Origin of the sequence: Burkholderia cepacia ATCC 25416 (genome assembly GCF_001411495.1) — a bacterium.
Taxonomy (GTDB): Bacteria; Pseudomonadota; Gammaproteobacteria; order Burkholderiales; family Burkholderiaceae; genus Burkholderia; species Burkholderia cepacia.
Map to the genome: position 1 here is coordinate 805674 of NZ_CP012983.1, position 16047 is coordinate 821720.

13 protein-coding genes are annotated in these 16047 nt (G+C 65.7%); 5 read left to right on the forward strand and 8 right to left on the reverse strand.

The window, feature by feature from the left end; all coding sequences use genetic code 11:
- Positions 1–90: 90 nt before the first annotated feature.
- The 3 genes from APZ15_RS35785 to APZ15_RS35795 all read right to left on the reverse strand — a co-directional run bounded on the left by APZ15_RS35785 (position 91) and on the right by APZ15_RS35795 (position 5001).
- The gene (locus tag APZ15_RS35785) at positions 91–3189 is read right to left on the reverse strand and encodes an efflux RND transporter permease subunit (protein WP_027792659.1); all 3099 of its coding nucleotides are present in this window, start codon (positions 3187–3189) and stop codon (positions 91–93) included.
- The gene (locus APZ15_RS35790; RefSeq protein ID WP_049096552.1) at positions 3186–4307 is read right to left on the reverse strand and encodes an efflux RND transporter periplasmic adaptor subunit; all 1122 of its coding nucleotides are present in this window, start codon (positions 4305–4307) and stop codon (positions 3186–3188) included. The genes APZ15_RS35785 and APZ15_RS35790 overlap by 4 nt, the downstream gene beginning before the upstream one ends.
- A 76-nt stretch (positions 4308–4383) precedes the next feature.
- Entirely contained in the window at positions 4384–5001 is a 618-nt protein-coding gene (locus APZ15_RS35795; RefSeq protein WP_027792657.1) for a TetR/AcrR family transcriptional regulator, read from the reverse strand.
- A gap of 96 nt (positions 5002–5097) precedes the next feature.
- On the opposite strand from APZ15_RS35795, the gene APZ15_RS35800 reads away from it, so the two are divergent.
- The 5 genes from APZ15_RS35800 to APZ15_RS35820 all read left to right on the forward strand — a co-directional run bounded on the left by APZ15_RS35800 (position 5098) and on the right by APZ15_RS35820 (position 11177).
- Entirely contained in the window at positions 5098–6564 is a 1467-nt protein-coding gene (locus APZ15_RS35800; protein WP_027792656.1) for an efflux transporter outer membrane subunit, read from the forward strand.
- Positions 6565–6801: 237 nt separating this feature from the next.
- Entirely contained in the window at positions 6802–7734 is a 933-nt protein-coding gene (locus tag APZ15_RS35805; RefSeq protein WP_080981934.1) for a helix-turn-helix domain-containing protein, read from the forward strand.
- Positions 7735–8093: 359 nt separating this feature from the next.
- A complete protein-coding gene (locus APZ15_RS35810) occupies positions 8094–9563 on the forward strand; it encodes a catalase (protein ID WP_027792655.1) in 1470 nt (489 codons plus the stop codon).
- A gap of 66 nt (positions 9564–9629) precedes the next feature.
- Positions 9630–10271: an HD domain-containing protein gene (locus tag APZ15_RS35815; RefSeq protein ID WP_027792654.1), complete on the forward strand. Its 642-nt coding sequence runs from the start codon at positions 9630–9632 to the stop codon at positions 10269–10271.
- Between the two features lie 159 nt (positions 10272–10430).
- On the forward strand, positions 10431–11177 hold the full coding sequence (locus tag APZ15_RS35820; protein ID WP_027792653.1) for a glucose 1-dehydrogenase: 747 nt from the start codon (positions 10431–10433) through the stop codon (positions 11175–11177).
- A 161-nt stretch (positions 11178–11338) separates the two neighbouring features.
- Here APZ15_RS35820 and hutC read toward each other — a convergent pair whose 3' ends face one another.
- From hutC to APZ15_RS35845, 5 genes are all read right to left on the reverse strand, one after another.
- Positions 11339–12094, reverse strand: a complete 756-nt coding sequence (hutC, locus tag APZ15_RS35825) for a histidine utilization repressor (protein WP_027792652.1) — start codon at positions 12092–12094, stop codon at positions 11339–11341.
- A gap of 64 nt (positions 12095–12158) precedes the next feature.
- On the reverse strand, positions 12159–13652 hold the full coding sequence (locus APZ15_RS35830) for an HAL/PAL/TAL family ammonia-lyase (protein WP_027792651.1): 1494 nt from the start codon (positions 13650–13652) through the stop codon (positions 12159–12161).
- A 7-nt stretch (positions 13653–13659) separates the two neighbouring features.
- A complete protein-coding gene (locus tag APZ15_RS35835; RefSeq protein ID WP_021158296.1) occupies positions 13660–14451 on the reverse strand; it encodes an ABC transporter ATP-binding protein in 792 nt (263 codons plus the stop codon).
- A gap of 27 nt (positions 14452–14478) precedes the next feature.
- Positions 14479–15225, reverse strand: coding sequence for an ABC transporter permease (locus APZ15_RS35840; RefSeq protein ID WP_027792650.1), 747 nt, complete (start codon positions 15223–15225; stop codon positions 14479–14481).
- A 12-nt stretch (positions 15226–15237) separates the two neighbouring features.
- Positions 15238–15960 (reverse strand): ABC transporter permease, encoded by a 723-nt coding sequence (locus APZ15_RS35845; RefSeq protein WP_027792649.1) that lies wholly within the window; start codon positions 15958–15960, stop codon positions 15238–15240.
- Positions 15961–16047 lie beyond the last annotated feature (87 nt).

A 16047-nucleotide genomic window follows, 5' to 3' on the forward strand; every position in this document is an offset into this window, starting at 1 on the left:
CTCTTGCCGAAGAAGCCCGGCGCCCCAGCGGGCATTGTCATTTGCGCCGTTGCCCCCGGGCGAGACCATCATCGCCCGGAGCGCACATGTCTACGAAGTCACGCTGGCGCTGGGTTCGAGCGCAGAGTGGCTTTCCTCTGCCCCGGGCTGGATCTTGAACCAGATCGAGTACATAGCTGGCAGAAACACCAACGTCAGTATCGTTCCGGCGAAAGTTCCTCCGATCAGCGTATAAGCCAGCGTGCCCCAGAACACGGAATGGGTCAGCGGAATGAACGCAAGCATCGCGGCAACCGCAGTCAGGATCACGGGCCTCGAGCGCTGCAGGGTGGCCTCCACTACCGCATCGAACGGCGCCATGCCCGCACGCGTGTTCTCTTCGATCTGGCCGATCAGGATCAGCGTGTTGCGCATCAGGATGCCGGAGAGCGCAATGAGCCCCACCAATGCGTTGATGCCGAAGGGCTGATTGAACAGCAGGAGTGTCGGCACCACGCCGATCAAACCCAGCGGACTGGTCGCGAACACCATCATGGTCGCGGCAATCGAGCGCGTCTGGAAAATGATGATGAGCAGCGTCAGCGCAATCATGATCGGGAACAGCGGCGCGAGCGCATTGGTCGCCTTGTTGGCCTCCTCGATGGAGCCGGCCTCCTCGATCCGGTAGCCGCCCGGCAGCTTCGCGATGATGGGCTGCAATTGCGCGAGCATCGCGGTCGACACGTCGGGCGGTTGCAATCCTTCGGCGATATCGCCACGCACGGTAATCGTCGGCGTTCGATCGCGACGGCGCAGGATCGGATCCTCCATGCGGATGTCGACCTTGCCGACCTGCGAGAGCGGCACCCGCTGCCCTGCGTTACCGATCAGCGTGAATCCCTCGATCCGTTGCGGGTCGAGCCGGGTGTCTCCCGCCGAACGCGCGACCAGCTCCACCGAACGAATGTCCTCGCGCACGTGCGTGACGGGAATTCCGGTCAGCAGGAATTGCAGTTGCTGCGCGACCGAGCTGGACGTCAGCCCGAACGACCCGAGACGATTTTGATCGAGCGTGAAATGCACGGTGGGAACACGCGGCCCCCAGTCGGCGTTCACCGTTCGCATCATCGGGCTGGCCTTCATGGTCCGCTCGACCTGCGCGGCGATGGTGCGCAACGTCCCCGCGTCCGGGCCCATGACCCTGAACGCAACGGGGTAAGGCGAGTAAGGGCCGAACACCAGCTGCGTGACGCGAACCTGCGCCCCGGGCACCAATCCTTCGGCGACGACCTTGCGCAGACGGAATTTGAGCGCTTCCCGCTGGTGCTCATCGCTCGTGCGGATCACGATCTTCGAGAAGGACGAATCCGGCAACTCCGGAGACATGGCCAGATAAAAGCGCGGCGCGCCCTGCCCGATGTATGAGGTCACGATCTGCGCTTCCGGCTGCTTCGCGAGCCACGCCTCGACCTTTTCCGTTGCCGACGCGGTCTGCTCGATCGACGTCCCATAGGGCATCTGCACTTCGACGAGCACTTCCGGGCGATCGGACGTCGGGAAGAACTGCTTCTTCACCAGTCCCATGCCCATCACGGCAACCACGAACGATGCCACCACGATCCCGGCGACCATCCACTTGCGTCCGATCACGCGTCCGAGGAAACGGCGAAAGCGCTGGTAGCTCCGCGTGTTGTAGATCGCTTCGTGGCCGCCTTCGATCACGGCAATGTCGGGTAACAGCTTGACGCCGAGGTACGGTGTGAAGACGACGGCCACGACCCACGACGTGATCAGCGCGATGCCGACGATCCAGAACATGTTGCTCGTGTATTCGCCGGCCGTCGAGCGCGCGAAGCCGTTCGGCATGAAGCCGACCGCCGTGACCAGCGTGCCCGACAGCATCGGCGCGGCCGTATGGCTCCACGCGTAAGCCGACGCCTGGACGCGGTTGTAGCCCTCCTCCATTTTCACGACCATCATTTCGATGGCGATGATCGCGTCGTCGACGAGCAGGCCCAGCGCGAGAATCAGCGAACCGAGCGTGATGCGGTCGAAGCTCTTGCCCGTGGCGGCCATCACGACGAAGACCCCCGCGAGCGTCAGCGGCACTGCCGCCGACACGACGATGCCGACGCGCCATCCCATGCTCGCGAAGCTCACGACCATCACCACGAGCAGCGCGACGAAGAACTTGACCATGAATTCGTCGACGGCCGAATGGATATTGACGGCCTGGTCGGTCACCTTCGTGAGGCTCATGCCCAGCGGCATCCCGGCATTGATCGATGCGACCTCCGCGTCGAGCGCGTTGCCGAGGTTGAGCCCGTTCCAGCCGTCCCGCATCACGACGCCGAGCAGCAACGCCGGTTCGCCGTTGTTGCGAATCTGGAACGTGGCCGGGTCTTCGTACCCGCGTTCGACGGTCGCCACGTCGGAGAGCTTCAACGTGCGGCCCTGAACGACGATCGGCGTGTCACGAATGGTCTGCAGCTTGTCGAACGCGCCTTCGACACGAATGAAGACCTGCGCGCCCGCCGTATCGATCGAACCGGCCGGCGTCAGAACGTTCTGGTTGTTCAACGCGGCAAAGATCTCCTGGGGCGTCACGCCGAGTGTCGCGAGCCGGTCGTGCGAAAACGAGACATAGATCCGTTCCGCCTGCTCGCCGATGATGTTCACCTTCTTGACGCCCGGCACATGAAGAAGCCGCTGGCGCAATCCCTCGGCGTCGCGCACCAGCACTCGTTGCGGCTCGCCTTTTGCCTTGAGCGCGAAAAGCGCGAACGTTACGTCGGAGTACTCATCGTTGACGAGCGGGCCGATTACGCCGGGCGGCAGGTTGCCCGCTTCGTCATGCAGCTTCTTGCGCGCCTGATAGAACTCCTCGGGCACGTCCGCGGGCGGCGTACTGTCGAGCAAGGTCACCGTGGTGAAGGCCAACCCCGGACGCGTATAGGTCTCCGTCCGGTCGTACCAGCGCAGTTCCTGCATGCGCTTTTCGAGCGGCTCGGCCACCTGGTCCTGCATTTCCTGTGCGGTCGCGCCGGGCCATGCCGTAATGACCGTCATCGACTTGACGGTAAAGGGCGGATCTTCGGCCCGCCCCAGTTTCAGGAAGGCAACCACGCCGGCGATCGAGATCAGGATGATCAGAAACAGCGTGACCGAGCGCTCCCGCACCGCGAGCGCCGACAAGTTGAAACCGCTCATTGCGCCGCTCCTTGCGCGGAGACGGATGCCGCGATCATCTTGTCGTTGGCGAGACGCACATGCTCTCCGTCGTGCAACAACTGGGCACCGAGCGCGACGACCTGGTCGCCGTCGCGAAGGTCGCCCGTTACCGTCGCACTGTCGTCGCTCAATGCGGTGACACGCACCTTGCGCCAGGTCACGCGCGACTGGGCCCGGTCGACCGTCCAGACGCCGGTGCCCGTGCCCGGATCGAACACGGCGCCGACCGGGACCACCATGCCGGCGGGTGCGTGGCCGGCATCGCCGGCGAGATCGAGCGTCACGGTCGCGCCGAGCGGCGCATTCGACAGCGCGCCCTGGAGGACGTACCGCGCCTCGTAGGTCCGTGTCAGCCGATCGGCGGAGTCGGAGAGCTGACGCAGGACGGCGGGAACAGGCTTCTGGGCCGCGCCGTACAGCGTCGCCTCGGCAATCGAGCCGGATGCGGGACGCAGCGTCTCGGGAAGCTGGACGACGGCTTCGCGGGGGCCGGCATGCGCGAGCCGCACGACGATTTGTCCCGGCGCGACGACCTGGCCGGGCTCCGCCAGCGTCTCGACCACCACGCCGTCGGCGTCCGCCATGACGACGGCGTATCCGGACGCATTGTTGGCGAGCACGGCCTGCGCCTGCGCCGCGACGAGCTGGGCCTTGGCGGAGTCCGCGGCCGCCTTGAGCTGGTCATAGGTCGATGCCGAAACCGCGCCTGCCGCGACGAGATCCCGATAGCGCGCCTCGTCAGCGGCCGTCTGCGTCGCGCGCGCCTGCGCGGCATCCACGAGCTTCTGCTGTGCACGGGCCTGCAGCCCCAGATCGATCGGATCGATGCGCATCAGCGGCTGGCCGCGCTTGACCGTCTGGCCCGCGTCGACCAGCCGCTCGATGACCTTGCCCTGAACCCGGAAACCGAGATCGCTCTGAACGCGGGCGCCCACGACACCCGAAAACGATCGGCTCGCTCCCGCCGCGCCGTGAACGGCGCTCGTACGCACAAGTGGCGCCTCGGTACGCGGATCAGCGGCCGGATGCTCGCCGCATGCCGCGAGCGCAAGCGAAGCCACGCCCAATGTGTAGACAAAATGATGGCGCCGGAACATGAGGTCCCCTCTCGCAAAGAACAGGAGCCCTCATTCTGATACCGGTGACCAATTCAGTCAACAGTCACAACGAGATTCATGGAGCGAGACTTCTGAGTACCAGGTTCGCAAGTTGGGTCGTCGCCTCTTCCGCACCCTCGAGGTTGTACTGGAGCAGCAGCGGATTGAAATAGGGTTTCATCACCAGGAAGATCGCGTTCACCGCCTCGTCCTGCGGGGTCTTGCGTTCGAATTCGCCGGTTTCGCGCCCGAGCCGCAGGATCTCGGCGACGAGTTGCCGGATCTGGTCCTCATAACCCTGGACCGATGGCCAGGGTGATGCGGCCGACACGGCGGCGATGTCGTACAGCTTGCGATCCTGGAAGAAGAGGTCGCTTCCGGATGAAAGCAAGGTCTTGAACATACGGCGAAATTTTTCCGTCGCACTGTGTACGCCGTCGATGTTTTCCCTGACGGCGGTGATCATCGCGGCGAGGCGATTCGCGCAGATGACTTGACCGATCGCCTGTTTGGAATCGAAGAATTTGTAGATATAGGCTTTTGAAAACCCGATTTCCTTCGCAAGGTCGGAAACGGTGGTCTTTTCGTAGCCGTAGCGGCTGAAGTATTCCGTTGCGGCGTCGACGATCTGGGCGCGAACTTCGTGGTCCGAGGGGCCGCGGGACGGGGAGGCGGAGGGAGTCGGTTTGTTCATGTCTCAAGCTTAGCCCCTCACTCGCGAGTTGACAACGCGTGACCATATTGTATATTGGTCACAACATCCGCTCACCGTTGCGCTCCCGAAATGATCATGCCCCTGCACCGTTCACTTGTTCTCCTGACCAGCGTCGCCGCCCTCTCGGCGTGCGCCGTGGGTCCCGACTACCACCGCCCGGATGCGCCGCTGGCGCAGCACTACATGACCCAGCCGCCCGCCGGCACGGCAAAGGCTCCGGTTGCCGATCTGCCCGCGTGGTGGGAAAGCTTCAACGACCCGCTGCTCACGCGTTACGTTTCGCGGGCGCTGGCGCAGAACCTGGACCTGGCCCAGGCCGTTGCGCAAATTACTCAGGCGCGTGCGCGCCTCGGCACGGCCAACGCGGCGCTTCTTCCGTCGGCCTCGGTTTCCGCGTCGGCCGCACGCGCCTATCAGTCCGTCGACACGCCGCTGGGACAATTGCTCAATGCCACGCCGGGTTACTCGCGCTGGGGCACCGAGTACGAAACCAACCTGGAGGCCGGTTGGGAGATCGACATCTTCGGCGGTCTGCGCCGTCAGCGTGAAGCCGCGCTCGCCGATTACTCGGCGACGCAGGCGGCGGCAGTCGCCACCCGCCTTGCCGTCGCGGCCCAGACCGCGGACATCTACGTCACGATCCGGGGGCTCCAGGCCCGTCTGGACATCGCGACCCGGCAGGTGCAGACGCAGCAGGCGCTGCTCTCGGACGTGAAACTCCTGTATTCGAAAGGCGCGGCGGCCGACTATCAGGTTCAGCAGGCGCAGGGTGCGCTCGACCAGGTTCAGGCCGGCGTGCCCGTCCTGCTTGCGGCGCTCGATGCAGCGTCGAACGCCCTCGATGTGATGCTCGGCTCCCCTCCCGGCACGCACCGCGCGGAGCTGAGCCCGCCGTCCCTGATCCCCGTTGCGCCGTCGCTCGCGGAAATGGGCACGCCGGCCGATCTGCTGCAAAGACGTCCCGACCTGATCGCCGCCGAACGTCACCTCGCTGCGGCCAATGCGCGCATTGGCGCCGCGATCGGCGAGTACTACCCGACGGTCTCGCTGAACGCCTTCCTCGGCAGCGCGACCTCCGCCGCCACCGGCACGTTGTTCTCGGGCGGCGCCAACCAGGCGGCCGGCCTCGTCGGGCTGCGCTGGCGCCTGTTCGATTTCGTGCGCATCGGCGCCGATGTCGAAGCGGCGAAAGGCGCCGACGCGCAAGCGCTCGCGGCCTATCGGCAGGCCGTGCTCCGCGCGTCCGAGGACGTCGAAAACTCGCTCTCGTCATTGGTGAACCGACAGGCGCAGGCGGCCACGCTGTCGCATGCCGAGTCGTCGTTTTCCCGCGCCAAGGATGCGTCGATGACCGCGTACCGCAGCGGTGCGGCGAGTTTCATCGACGTATTGCACGCCAACGAGACGCTGCTCCAGGCCGCCGACGCGCGTGCGCAAGCACAAACGGAATCCGCGCGTGCGGCGATCTCGACGTTCAAGGCACTCGGCGGCGGCTGGGATCCGGCATCGCACGTCGGGCAGACGTCGCTGACTTCACGCTGACGAAGCCGCCCAGCATTGGCGCGCGCAACGAAACCCGCGCACTTTCCGGGTTCGCGCGAGTGCGAAACGAGCCATTTGCGGTGCGCGTCGCGCCCGCAATCGGACAGCGTCTCGCGCGTCACAACACCCATCGCGCGGCCGTCATCGAATTGCGCTAAATTGGGCCAGATTTCGTTTGAACACGCCGTCGGGTAAAGGCACACCACGCCCGACCGGGCGCACTCCAGGGCGCGATGAATGAACGACAAGGATCCTGTCGATTTCGGGCAACCCGTTGCAGACGACACGCTCGCCAGACGGTTTCTCCTGCGAGACGCGCCCACCGTAAGGGCCGGCGTTTTCTCCCACGGGCAACCGATCTCGTTCACCCGGTTGATCAACCCGCGGCCTCAACCGGGGCGCTCGCTCACGCCGCAACCGGAGGAAGCCTTCGTCTTCCAGATGCCGCTGATACTCGGCCCCGATCCCGGCCTCCGTTATTCAAGCGGCAACCTCGATGCTTCCGCATCGTGCAGTCCTGGCAGCTGTTATCTGCTCGACCTGCGCGCGAGCCCGACGCGCCGTCTCGACATGCCGTTCGATACCATGCGGCTCTATCTGGCCCAGGGTGCGATCGAGGAGTTCACCGATCAAAAGCGGCGCCGGCGCATAGGAGGACTCGTGCAGCCGCATCTCGGCGCCAGCGACCCGGTGCTGTTCAGTCTGTCGCATACGCTGCAGACGGTCCTGCAGCAGCCCGACCTGACGAGTGCGTTGTTCATCGATTACCTCGCGCTGGCGTTTTGCGAACACGTCGTCACACGCTATGGCCGAGCCGATCCGGTGCTCCGGCCACGCCGCTCCGGAATCGCTCCTTGGCAGATGCGGCGCATCGAGGATTATTTCGCGTCCCACCTGCACGACAATCCGTCGATCGCCGATCTCGCACGCGAGTGCAATCTCTCCACCAGCTACTTCGGCGAAGCCTTCAAGCAGACCACCGGCAGCACGCCCCATCAGTGGCTGCTCAAGCGCCGTATCGAGCGCGCGAAATCGCTGTTGCGGGAAACCGATGCGAGCCTGGCCAGCATCGCATCGGACTGCGGATTTTTCGACCAGAGTCATTTTTCGCGCGTGTTCTCGCGTCTCGAGGGATGCGGGCCGAAAGACTGGGCGCAGCGGAACCGATAGCACCGGACAGGTGCAAACGTCACGGGCGGCGCATGTGTGTCAGCTCGATCCGCCGCCTCCTGATCCGAATTCAGCCACTGCCCCCCCCCGGTATTCGACGGTCGCCCGCGAATCGTCCAACGAATCGTTGTTTTATACAAGATCGCGCGGTCACCCCGCAGGTACGCTTCTCTCACATCGACTCGTCGATGCCTCCGCGGCTCGTCACTCGTTGAACGGGTGGCCATCGCGGTCCGGCCGTTTCATTTCGGCGCACCTGCCGAGATAGCACGTTGATTTGCCCGTCAAGCCTCGCGCGGCCGCCAGCCCGGAACGGCATGGCGCTGCGCCGGTCCGCCCAACCCTCCTGGAGTCGACGCATGAAGAATCGCGATACGTCTACGCGTCTTGATCACGCAACGGGTGCACCCGTTGCCGACAATCTGAACATCGAAACGGCCGGCCCGCGCGGTCCCGCGCTGCTGCAGGATATCTGGCTGATCGAGAAACTCGCGCACTTCGACCGCGAGGTCATTCCCGAACGACGCATGCACGCCAAAGGATCGGGCGCGCACGGCGTATTCACGGTGACGCACGACATCACGCGCTACACCAAGGCGAAACTCTTTTCGGAAATCGGCAAGGCAACGCCGGTATTCATGCGCTTTTCGACCGTCGCCGGCGAGCGCGGCGCCGCGGATGCCGAGCGCGACATCCGCGGCTTCGCGGTGAAGTTCTATACGGAAGAAGGGAACTGGGACATCGTGGGCAACAACACGCCCGTGTTCTTTTTCCGTGACCCGCTGCGTTTTCCCGATCTCAACCACGCGATCAAGCGCGACCCGCGCACGGGACTGCGCAGCGCAAACAGCAACTGGGACTTCTGGACGCTCCTGCCGGAAGCGCTTCACCAGGTCACGATCGTCATGAGCGACAGGGGCATACCGCGCAGCTATCGCCACATGCATGGATTCGGTAGCCATACGTTCAGCCTCGTCGATGCCGACAATCGGCGGACGTGGGTGAAATTCCACTTCCGTACGCAGCAAGGCATCGCGAATCTGACCGACGGCGAAGCCGAACAGCTCGTGGGCAAGGATCGCGAAACGCATGGCCGCGACCTTTACGAAAGCATCGAACGCGGCGACTTCCCGCGCTGGACTCTCTTCATTCAGGTGATGAACGACGACGAGGCCAGGGCACTGCCGTTCAACCCGTTCGACCTGACCAAGGTCTGGCCGAAAAGCGATTTCCCGTTGATCGAGGCAGGCGTGCTCGAATTGAACCGCAACCCGGGCAACTACTTCGCCGAGGTCGAGCAGGCGGCGTTTTCGCCCGCGAACGTCGTGCCCGGCATCGGCTTTTCGCCGGACAAGATGCTGCAGGCGCGGCTGTTCTCTTATGGCGACACGCAACGTTATCGGCTGGGCGTGAACTTCAATCACATTCCCGTCAATGCGCCGAAGTGCCCCTTCCACAGCTACCATCGCGATGGCGCCATGCGCACCGACGACAACCTCGGCGGCACACCGTCCTACTACCCGAATAGTTCCGGCGAGTGGGAAGTGCGGCCCGATCTTCACGAGCCGCCGCTGCGGATCGAAGGCGACGCCGCACATTGGGACCACCGCGTGGACGTCGATCACTTCGCGCAGCCCGGGAATCTGTTTCGCCTGATGAGCCAGGCGCAACAACACTTGCTGTTCGATAACACCGCTCGCCAGATGGCCTCCGTCCACGCGCATATCCAGGAGCGCCACATCCTCAATTGCGCGAAGGCCGACCCCGAGTACGGCGCGGGCGTTCGCGAGGCGCTGGCAAGAATCGGGGCAACGACTGCGACGAAGTAGCCGGCCATTCGCGTGCGGCGTCCGCCACGACGCCAGCGTCCGCTCACATTTCGATGGAGAACCGTCATGTCGCAGGTCATTCAGGATGTCGCCGTGCCCGACAGTCAGCTTGCGCGGGAAATTACCGAGTTCGTGCGCGACACGTCCACCCCGCTGCTCTTTCATCATTCGAGCCGCGTCTATTTGTTCGGCGCCCTGGAGGGCGCGCGCCGCGGCCTGAAATTCGATCCGGAACTGTTGTACGCGGGCGCCATGTTCCATGACATCGGCCTCACCGGCGCGTACAGCAGCGCCACCGAGCGCTTCGAAGTCGACGGAGCCAATGCGGCCCGCGAGTTTCTCTCGGGCCGGGGCATCACCGCGGCCGACATCGATCTCGTCTGGACGGCCATTGCGCTGCATACCACGCCCGGCATTCCGCGCCATATGCACCCGGTTGTCGCACTGGTGACCGCCGGGGTCGAGATGGATGTGCTCGGACTTTCGTACCACGCGTTCTCGCACGAGGAACGCGAAGCCGTCACGCATGCGCATCCGCGCCCGCCGCACTTCAAGGAAGAGATCATTCAGGCGTTCTACAACGGCATCAAGCACAAACCGGAGACCACGTTCGGCAACGTGAAAGCCGACGTGATCGCCGACAAGGAGCCTCATTTCCATCGGGGAGACTTCTGTTCCGTCATCCGCAATTCGGCATGGCCGGGTTGACGATGCCGTGTCCCGCGCATCGATGCCCGGCCAGTCGCGCCGCGCCAACCGATCGCGACCGCATGCAGGTCCGCATAGGCAGAAAACACCGGCGATCGCATCGTGCGAGACGGCAGGCCGGTGTCCATCAACGGAATCATTCACACTGAGGTGAACATCATGGGCAAGCTTGCAGGGAAAGTGGCCGTTGTAACCGGTGCGTCGAAGGGTATCGGCGCCGCCATCGCCAAGGCGCTCGCGGCAGAGGGCGCGTCGGTCGTCGTGAACTACGCAAGCAGCAAGGCCGGCGCGGACGACGTCGTGTCCGCCATCACCACGGCCGGTGGGAAAGCCGTTGCCGTGGGCGGCGACGTGTCGAAGGCGGCCGACGCGAAAGGCATCGTCGATGCGGCGATCGAAACGTACGGCCGCCTCGACATCCTCGTCAACAACTCGGGCGTCTACGAGTTCGCGCCGATCGAAGCATTCGCGGAAGCGCAATACCGCAGGCAGTTCGACATCAACGTGCTCGGGGTCCTGCTCACGACACAGGCCGCCGTCCAGCACCTCGGCGAAGGCGCCAGCATCATCAATGTCAGCTCGGTCGTCTCGACGCTCACACCGGCGACGACCGCCGTCTACAGCGGCACGAAAGGCGCGGTGGATTCCATCACTGGCGCACTCGCACGTGAACTCGGGCCACGAGGAATTCGCGTGAACACGATCAATCCGGGCGTGATCGTGACCGAAGGCGCGCAAAGCGCCGGGGTGATCGGATCGGAGTTCGAGCATTCGGCGGTCAGCCAGACGCCACTCGGGCGCGTGGGCAGACCGGACGACGTCGCATCGATTGCGGTTTTCCTCGCTTCCGACGACGCAAAGTGGCTGACGGGCGAGCACATCGTCGCCAGTGGCGGCATGCGCTGACGCAGGTTCGCGAAACCGCGGGCGTACCGTCGGCCTCGACATCGACAAACAGAAAGGTGACGGTCGTTCCGGATCGCCCGCGGTTCAGCGGGTTGCCGCGTGAGTCTGCCAACGATACGGTTTGGTAACCGGCACACTTTCCGGCTAACCCCGGCCGCCCCCTACACCCTCCCCGCCAAATGAAACCGCGACGCCGGATGCCACAACCGCACCGACGTCGCGACCTGTTCACCGACCCAGGTCCGCCGCCGGAGCAACAAGCACGGCTCGCCGATTTCCATCACCAGGTGCCGGCGCACCTGCGCATCGGGCTTCTGCGCATAGATCCGGAACTCCGCGCGCTGGATCGGCGCGAGCCGCACCATATAGTGATTCGGCGTCTCGACCGTGAAGTCCTGTTCCAGATACGCGGGAAACAGCGCCGGGTTCACGTAGCGATCCTCGAACTGGATCGGCTCGTCGTCCTCGTAATGCACGATACGCGAATGAAACACCGGCCCCGAGCGCAGCCCGAGCGCTTCGATCGCCTCCGTATCGTCGCTGCTTTCGAGCAGCAGCACGCGCCCGCTATGCCGATGGCCGCGCTCCGCGATCTCGTCCGCGATGTTGCGGATCTCCAGCACCGTCGATTCGTAATGCCGCCGTTCGACGAACGTGCCCGCGCCCTGGATGCGGGTCAGCACGCGCTCGGCGGTCAGCTCGCGCAGTGCACGCGACACCGTCATCCGCGCGACGCCGAACTCCTTGACCAGTTCGGCTTCGGTCGGAATCGCCCCGCCGGGTTTCCAGTCGCCTTTCGCGATCCGCTCGACGACGTAGCGCTTGATCTGCTGGTAGGCCGGCAGCGCGCGCGCCGGCACGTCGTCGCCCGACGCGACCGCCAGCCCGGCGGAAAGGTGTCGTTCCGTATGGTTCATGCGCCCTCGCCCGAATGATTGTTAGATATCCAGATAACCCGCCACCGCCCCCCGTCGCCCGACGTCACAGCACCGGCGGCGGCATCCCTGCGACGATGCCGGTCGCGATCGCGATGTCGTCCGCGAGCGGCCGGTCGTCCTGGTACGCGGGCACGCGTTCGCGCACGTGCCGCCACAACGTATCGGTGGGCGCGGCCCGCGCCGCGCCGTTCGCCTGCAGATCGTACGCCTGCGCGGCCGCCAGCATCTCGATCGCGAGCACGCGCGTCGTGTTCTCGATGATGTCGAGCGCCTTCAGCGCCGCCGGCGTCGCATGGCACAGGTGATCTTCCTGCAGCCCCGACGTGATGCCGCCGTCGAGGCTCGCGGGCGCCGCGAGCCGCTGGTTCTGCGCGACGAGGGCGACTGCCGTGTACTGCGCGATCATGAAGCCGGAACACGTGCCGCCCGGCGTCGCGAGAAACGCCGGCAGCCCGCTGACGAGCGGATTGACGAGACGGTCGAGACGCCGTTCGGCGATCGCCGCGACCTGTGCCATCGCGGCCGCGAGGCTGTCCATCGCGAGCGCAATGCCGGCGCCGACCGCATGCGCCTGCGAATGGACGGCCGGTTCGTCGCGCGTGCCGGCGACGATCGGGTTGTCGGTGACGGACGCCAGTTCGCGATCGACCACTTCCGCCGTCACGGCGAATACGTCGCGTGCCGCGCCGTGCACATGCGGAATCGTGCGCAGGCTGAGCGGATCCTGCGTATGCCGGCCGCTCGCCGCGCCGAGCATCCCGCTGTCGGCGAGCAGCGCGCGCAGCCGTGCGCCGACCTGCCCGATGCCGGGCGAAACGCGTAGCGCGAGCGATGCCGGATCGAAGGAGGCCAGCTGCCCGCCGAGGTTCTCGAAGCTCATCGCCGCGACCCAGTCGGCCCAGTCGAGCAGCCGCTCCGCGCGGGCGAGCGCGAGCGCGGCCAGCCCCGTCACGCACGGCGTGCCGTTGACGAGGCTCAGCCCCTCCTTCGCACCGAGCACCAGCGGCTCGCGGCCGATGCGGCGCAACGCTTCGTCGCCGCGCATCCGCTCGCCGCGGTGGCGCGCATGGCCGTGACCGATGCAGACGAGCGCGACGTGCGCCATATGTGTCAGATACCCGACCGACCCGTGCGCCGGCACCTCCGGCAGGCAATCGTGTTCAAGCAGCGCGACGAGCTGGTCGACGACATCGGCGCGCACGCCGGAATGCCCGTGCGCGTAATTGTTGATCGCCGCCGCGATGATCGCGCGCGTTTCCGCCGCGCCGAGCGGCGCGCCGACGCCGACCGCGTGGCTCATCAGGATGTTGCGCGACAGCGTGCTCTGCTGCGCCGGCGACACGATCACGTTGCACAGCGCGCCGACGCCGGTGTTGACGCCGTACGCGCGGATGCCGCGCGCGACGATTTCATCGACGAGCTCGCGTGCCACGGCGACACGCACGCGCGCTTCGTCCGTGAGCGCCAGCGGTTCGCCGGCGGCCACCTCCGCGATCTGCCGCCAGTCGAGCGGCCTTGCCGAACGGAATACGGTCATGATGGCCTCAGTTCGCGGCGCGGTCGTGATGGCTCGACACGAACTGCCGGAAGCGCTCCGAGCACTGGCCGCCGAACAGGTCGCCGGGCGTGCCGTCGGAGTCGACCTCGCCCTGATGCAGGAACATCACGCGATTCGACACGTGCCGTGCGAAACCCATTTCATGCGTGACGACCAGCATCGTGCGCCCTTCCTCGGCGAGCGAACGCATCACGCGCAGCACCTCGCCGACCAGTTCCGGATCGAGCGCCGACGTCGGTTCGTCGAACAGCATCACCTTCGGATGCATCGCGAGCGCACGGGCGATCGCGACGCGCTGCTGCTGGCCGCCGGACAGGTGCGCCGGATAGTAGCCGCGCTTGTCCGCGAGGCCGACGCGCGCGAGGAGCGCCTCGGCTTCCTCGACCGCTTCGGCGCGACTGCGCTTCTGCACGCGCAGCGGACCTTCGACGAGGTTGTCGAGCACCGTCATGTGCGACCACAGGTTGAAGTTCTGGAACACCATCCCGAGCTGCGAGCGGATCCGGTCGACCTGGCGCCGGTCGCCCGGCTGCAGCTTGCCGTCGCGCGCGCGCTTCATCTTCAGTTCCTCGCCGGCGAGCGCGACAGTGCCGTCGTCGGGCGTTTCGAGCAGGTTCAGGCAGCGCAGGAACGTGCTCTTGCCCGAGCCGCTCGCGCCGAGGATCGAGATCACGTCGCCTTCGTGCGCGTCGAGCGAAATGCCCTTCAGCACGTGATGATCGCCGAACGACTTGTGGATGTTCCTGACCGACAGGGCAACGGGAGCAGCGGTGTTCATCGGATTCTCCTGGAAGGATGGATGCGCTCAGGACGCGACGCGCCGGGCGTCGCGCGCGGCCGCGGCCGGCGCGCCGGTCTGCTTCGGCGCGCGCAGGTGGCCCGACAGCCGCCATTCGAGCGCGCCGAGCACGCGCACGACAATGAAGTTCAGGCCCAGGTAGATGAGGGCCGCGCACACGAACACCTCGGTCGTCCGGTAGGTCTGTTGAATGATCTGCTGCGCGACGCCCGTCACTTCCCACACGGTGACGAGGCTCGCCAGCGCGGTCGACTTGACGAGCAGCACGGCTTCGGTCGAATACGCGGGCAGGCACTGGCGCAGCGCGATCGGGCCGATCACGCGACGCAGCAGCGCGAAGCCCGAGAGGCCGATCGAATAACCGGCCTCGATCTGCCCGACCGGCACGGCCATCAAGCCGCCGCGCAGGATTTCGGCCGTATAGCCGGCCGTGCACAGCGCGAGGGACAGCACCGCGCACACATACGGTTCGCGCAGCAGCGGCCACATGAAGCTCTCGCGGATCACGCCGAACTGGCCGAGCCCGTAGTACACGAGGAACATCTGGATCAGCAGCGGCGAGCCGCGAAACACGAGGATGTACGCACGCGCGAAGCGGTTCGGCAGCCAGTGCGGCGACACGCGCATCGTGACGATGACGAGCGACAGCAGGCCGCCGAGCACGAGCGATGCGAAGAACAGGCCGAGCGTGGTCGGCACGGCCGCGAGCAGCTGGCGCAGCGTGTCGAGGAGAAAGTCGAAATCGATGGACATGCGATCGCTCCGTCAGTTGCGTGCGAAATTGCGGCGGAACGAGCGGCCGACAATCGCTTCCGCCCGGTTGAACACGCGGTTCGACAGGCCCGTCATCACGAGATAGAGCGCCCCGCCCGCGACGAAGAACACGAAATACTGGTGCGTCGAGTTCGCGGCGATCTGGCTGGTGCGCAGCAGCTCGGCGAGCCCGGTGACCGAGATCAGCGCGGAATCCTTGAGGCTCAGTTGCCACACGTTGCCGATGCCGGGCAGCGCGAAACGCAGCACCTGCGGAATCAGGATGCGGCGCAGCACCATGCTTCGCGGCATGCCGATCGAGCGCGCCGCTTCGAGCTCGCCCTTCGACACGGCCAGCACGGCCGCGCGATACACCTCGGCCTGGTACGCGCCCGAGATCATTCCGACCGCCAGCGCGCCGATCACGAACGGCGGCACGCCGATGAAACCTTCCGCGCCGAACCACTGGCCGACGGTCGTGACGAGCGTCGAGCCGCCGAAATAGAACAGGTAGATCACGAGCAGTTCGGGCACGCCGCGAAACACCGTCGTGTAGAGGTCGCCGAACACGCGCGCGCTGCGGTGGCGCGACAGTTTCGCGGCTGCGATGCCGGCGCCGATCACGGCACCGACCGCGAGCGCGGCGAGCGTCAGCGCGATCGTCATCAGCGCTGCGAGCAGCAGGACGCCGCCCCAGCCTTCGGTTCCGAAGCCCAGCATTTCAAGGATGGCCATGCGTGCCTCCCGGCAAGCGTTGAGTGGATCGGCAGGATGCGCGCCGCTGCGCGACCGTCGGGTCGCTCATGCAGCGGCGGCCACGCG

Excerpts from the sequence above, each read along its gene's own strand:
- APZ15_RS35820 (WP_027792653.1), top strand. The coding sequence starts at position 10,431 with ATGGGCAAGCTTGCAGGGAAAGTGGCCGTTGTAACCGGTGCGTCGAAG.
- APZ15_RS35790 (WP_049096552.1), bottom strand. The coding sequence starts at position 4,307 with ATGTTCCGGCGCCATCATTTTGTCTACACATTGGGCGTGGCTTCGCTT.
- APZ15_RS35830 (WP_027792651.1), bottom strand. The coding sequence starts at position 13,652 with ATGACCGTATTCCGTTCGGCAAGGCCGCTCGACTGGCGGCAGATCGCG.
- APZ15_RS35840 (WP_027792650.1), bottom strand. The coding sequence starts at position 15,225 with ATGTCCATCGATTTCGACTTTCTCCTCGACACGCTGCGCCAGCTGCTC.
- APZ15_RS35795 (WP_027792657.1), bottom strand. The coding sequence starts at position 5,001 with ATGAACAAACCGACTCCCTCCGCCTCCCCGTCCCGCGGCCCCTCGGAC.
- APZ15_RS35805 (WP_080981934.1), top strand. The coding sequence starts at position 6,802 with ATGAACGACAAGGATCCTGTCGATTTCGGGCAACCCGTTGCAGACGAC.
- APZ15_RS35810 (WP_027792655.1), top strand. The coding sequence starts at position 8,094 with ATGAAGAATCGCGATACGTCTACGCGTCTTGATCACGCAACGGGTGCA.
- APZ15_RS35815 (WP_027792654.1), top strand. The coding sequence starts at position 9,630 with ATGTCGCAGGTCATTCAGGATGTCGCCGTGCCCGACAGTCAGCTTGCG.
- APZ15_RS35835 (WP_021158296.1), bottom strand. The coding sequence starts at position 14,451 with ATGAACACCGCTGCTCCCGTTGCCCTGTCGGTCAGGAACATCCACAAG.
- hutC (WP_027792652.1), bottom strand. The coding sequence starts at position 12,094 with ATGAACCATACGGAACGACACCTTTCCGCCGGGCTGGCGGTCGCGTCG.
- APZ15_RS35845 (WP_027792649.1), bottom strand. The coding sequence starts at position 15,960 with ATGGCCATCCTTGAAATGCTGGGCTTCGGAACCGAAGGCTGGGGCGGC.
- APZ15_RS35785 (WP_027792659.1), bottom strand. The coding sequence starts at position 3,189 with ATGAGCGGTTTCAACTTGTCGGCGCTCGCGGTGCGGGAGCGCTCGGTC.
- APZ15_RS35800 (WP_027792656.1), top strand. The coding sequence starts at position 5,098 with ATGCCCCTGCACCGTTCACTTGTTCTCCTGACCAGCGTCGCCGCCCTC.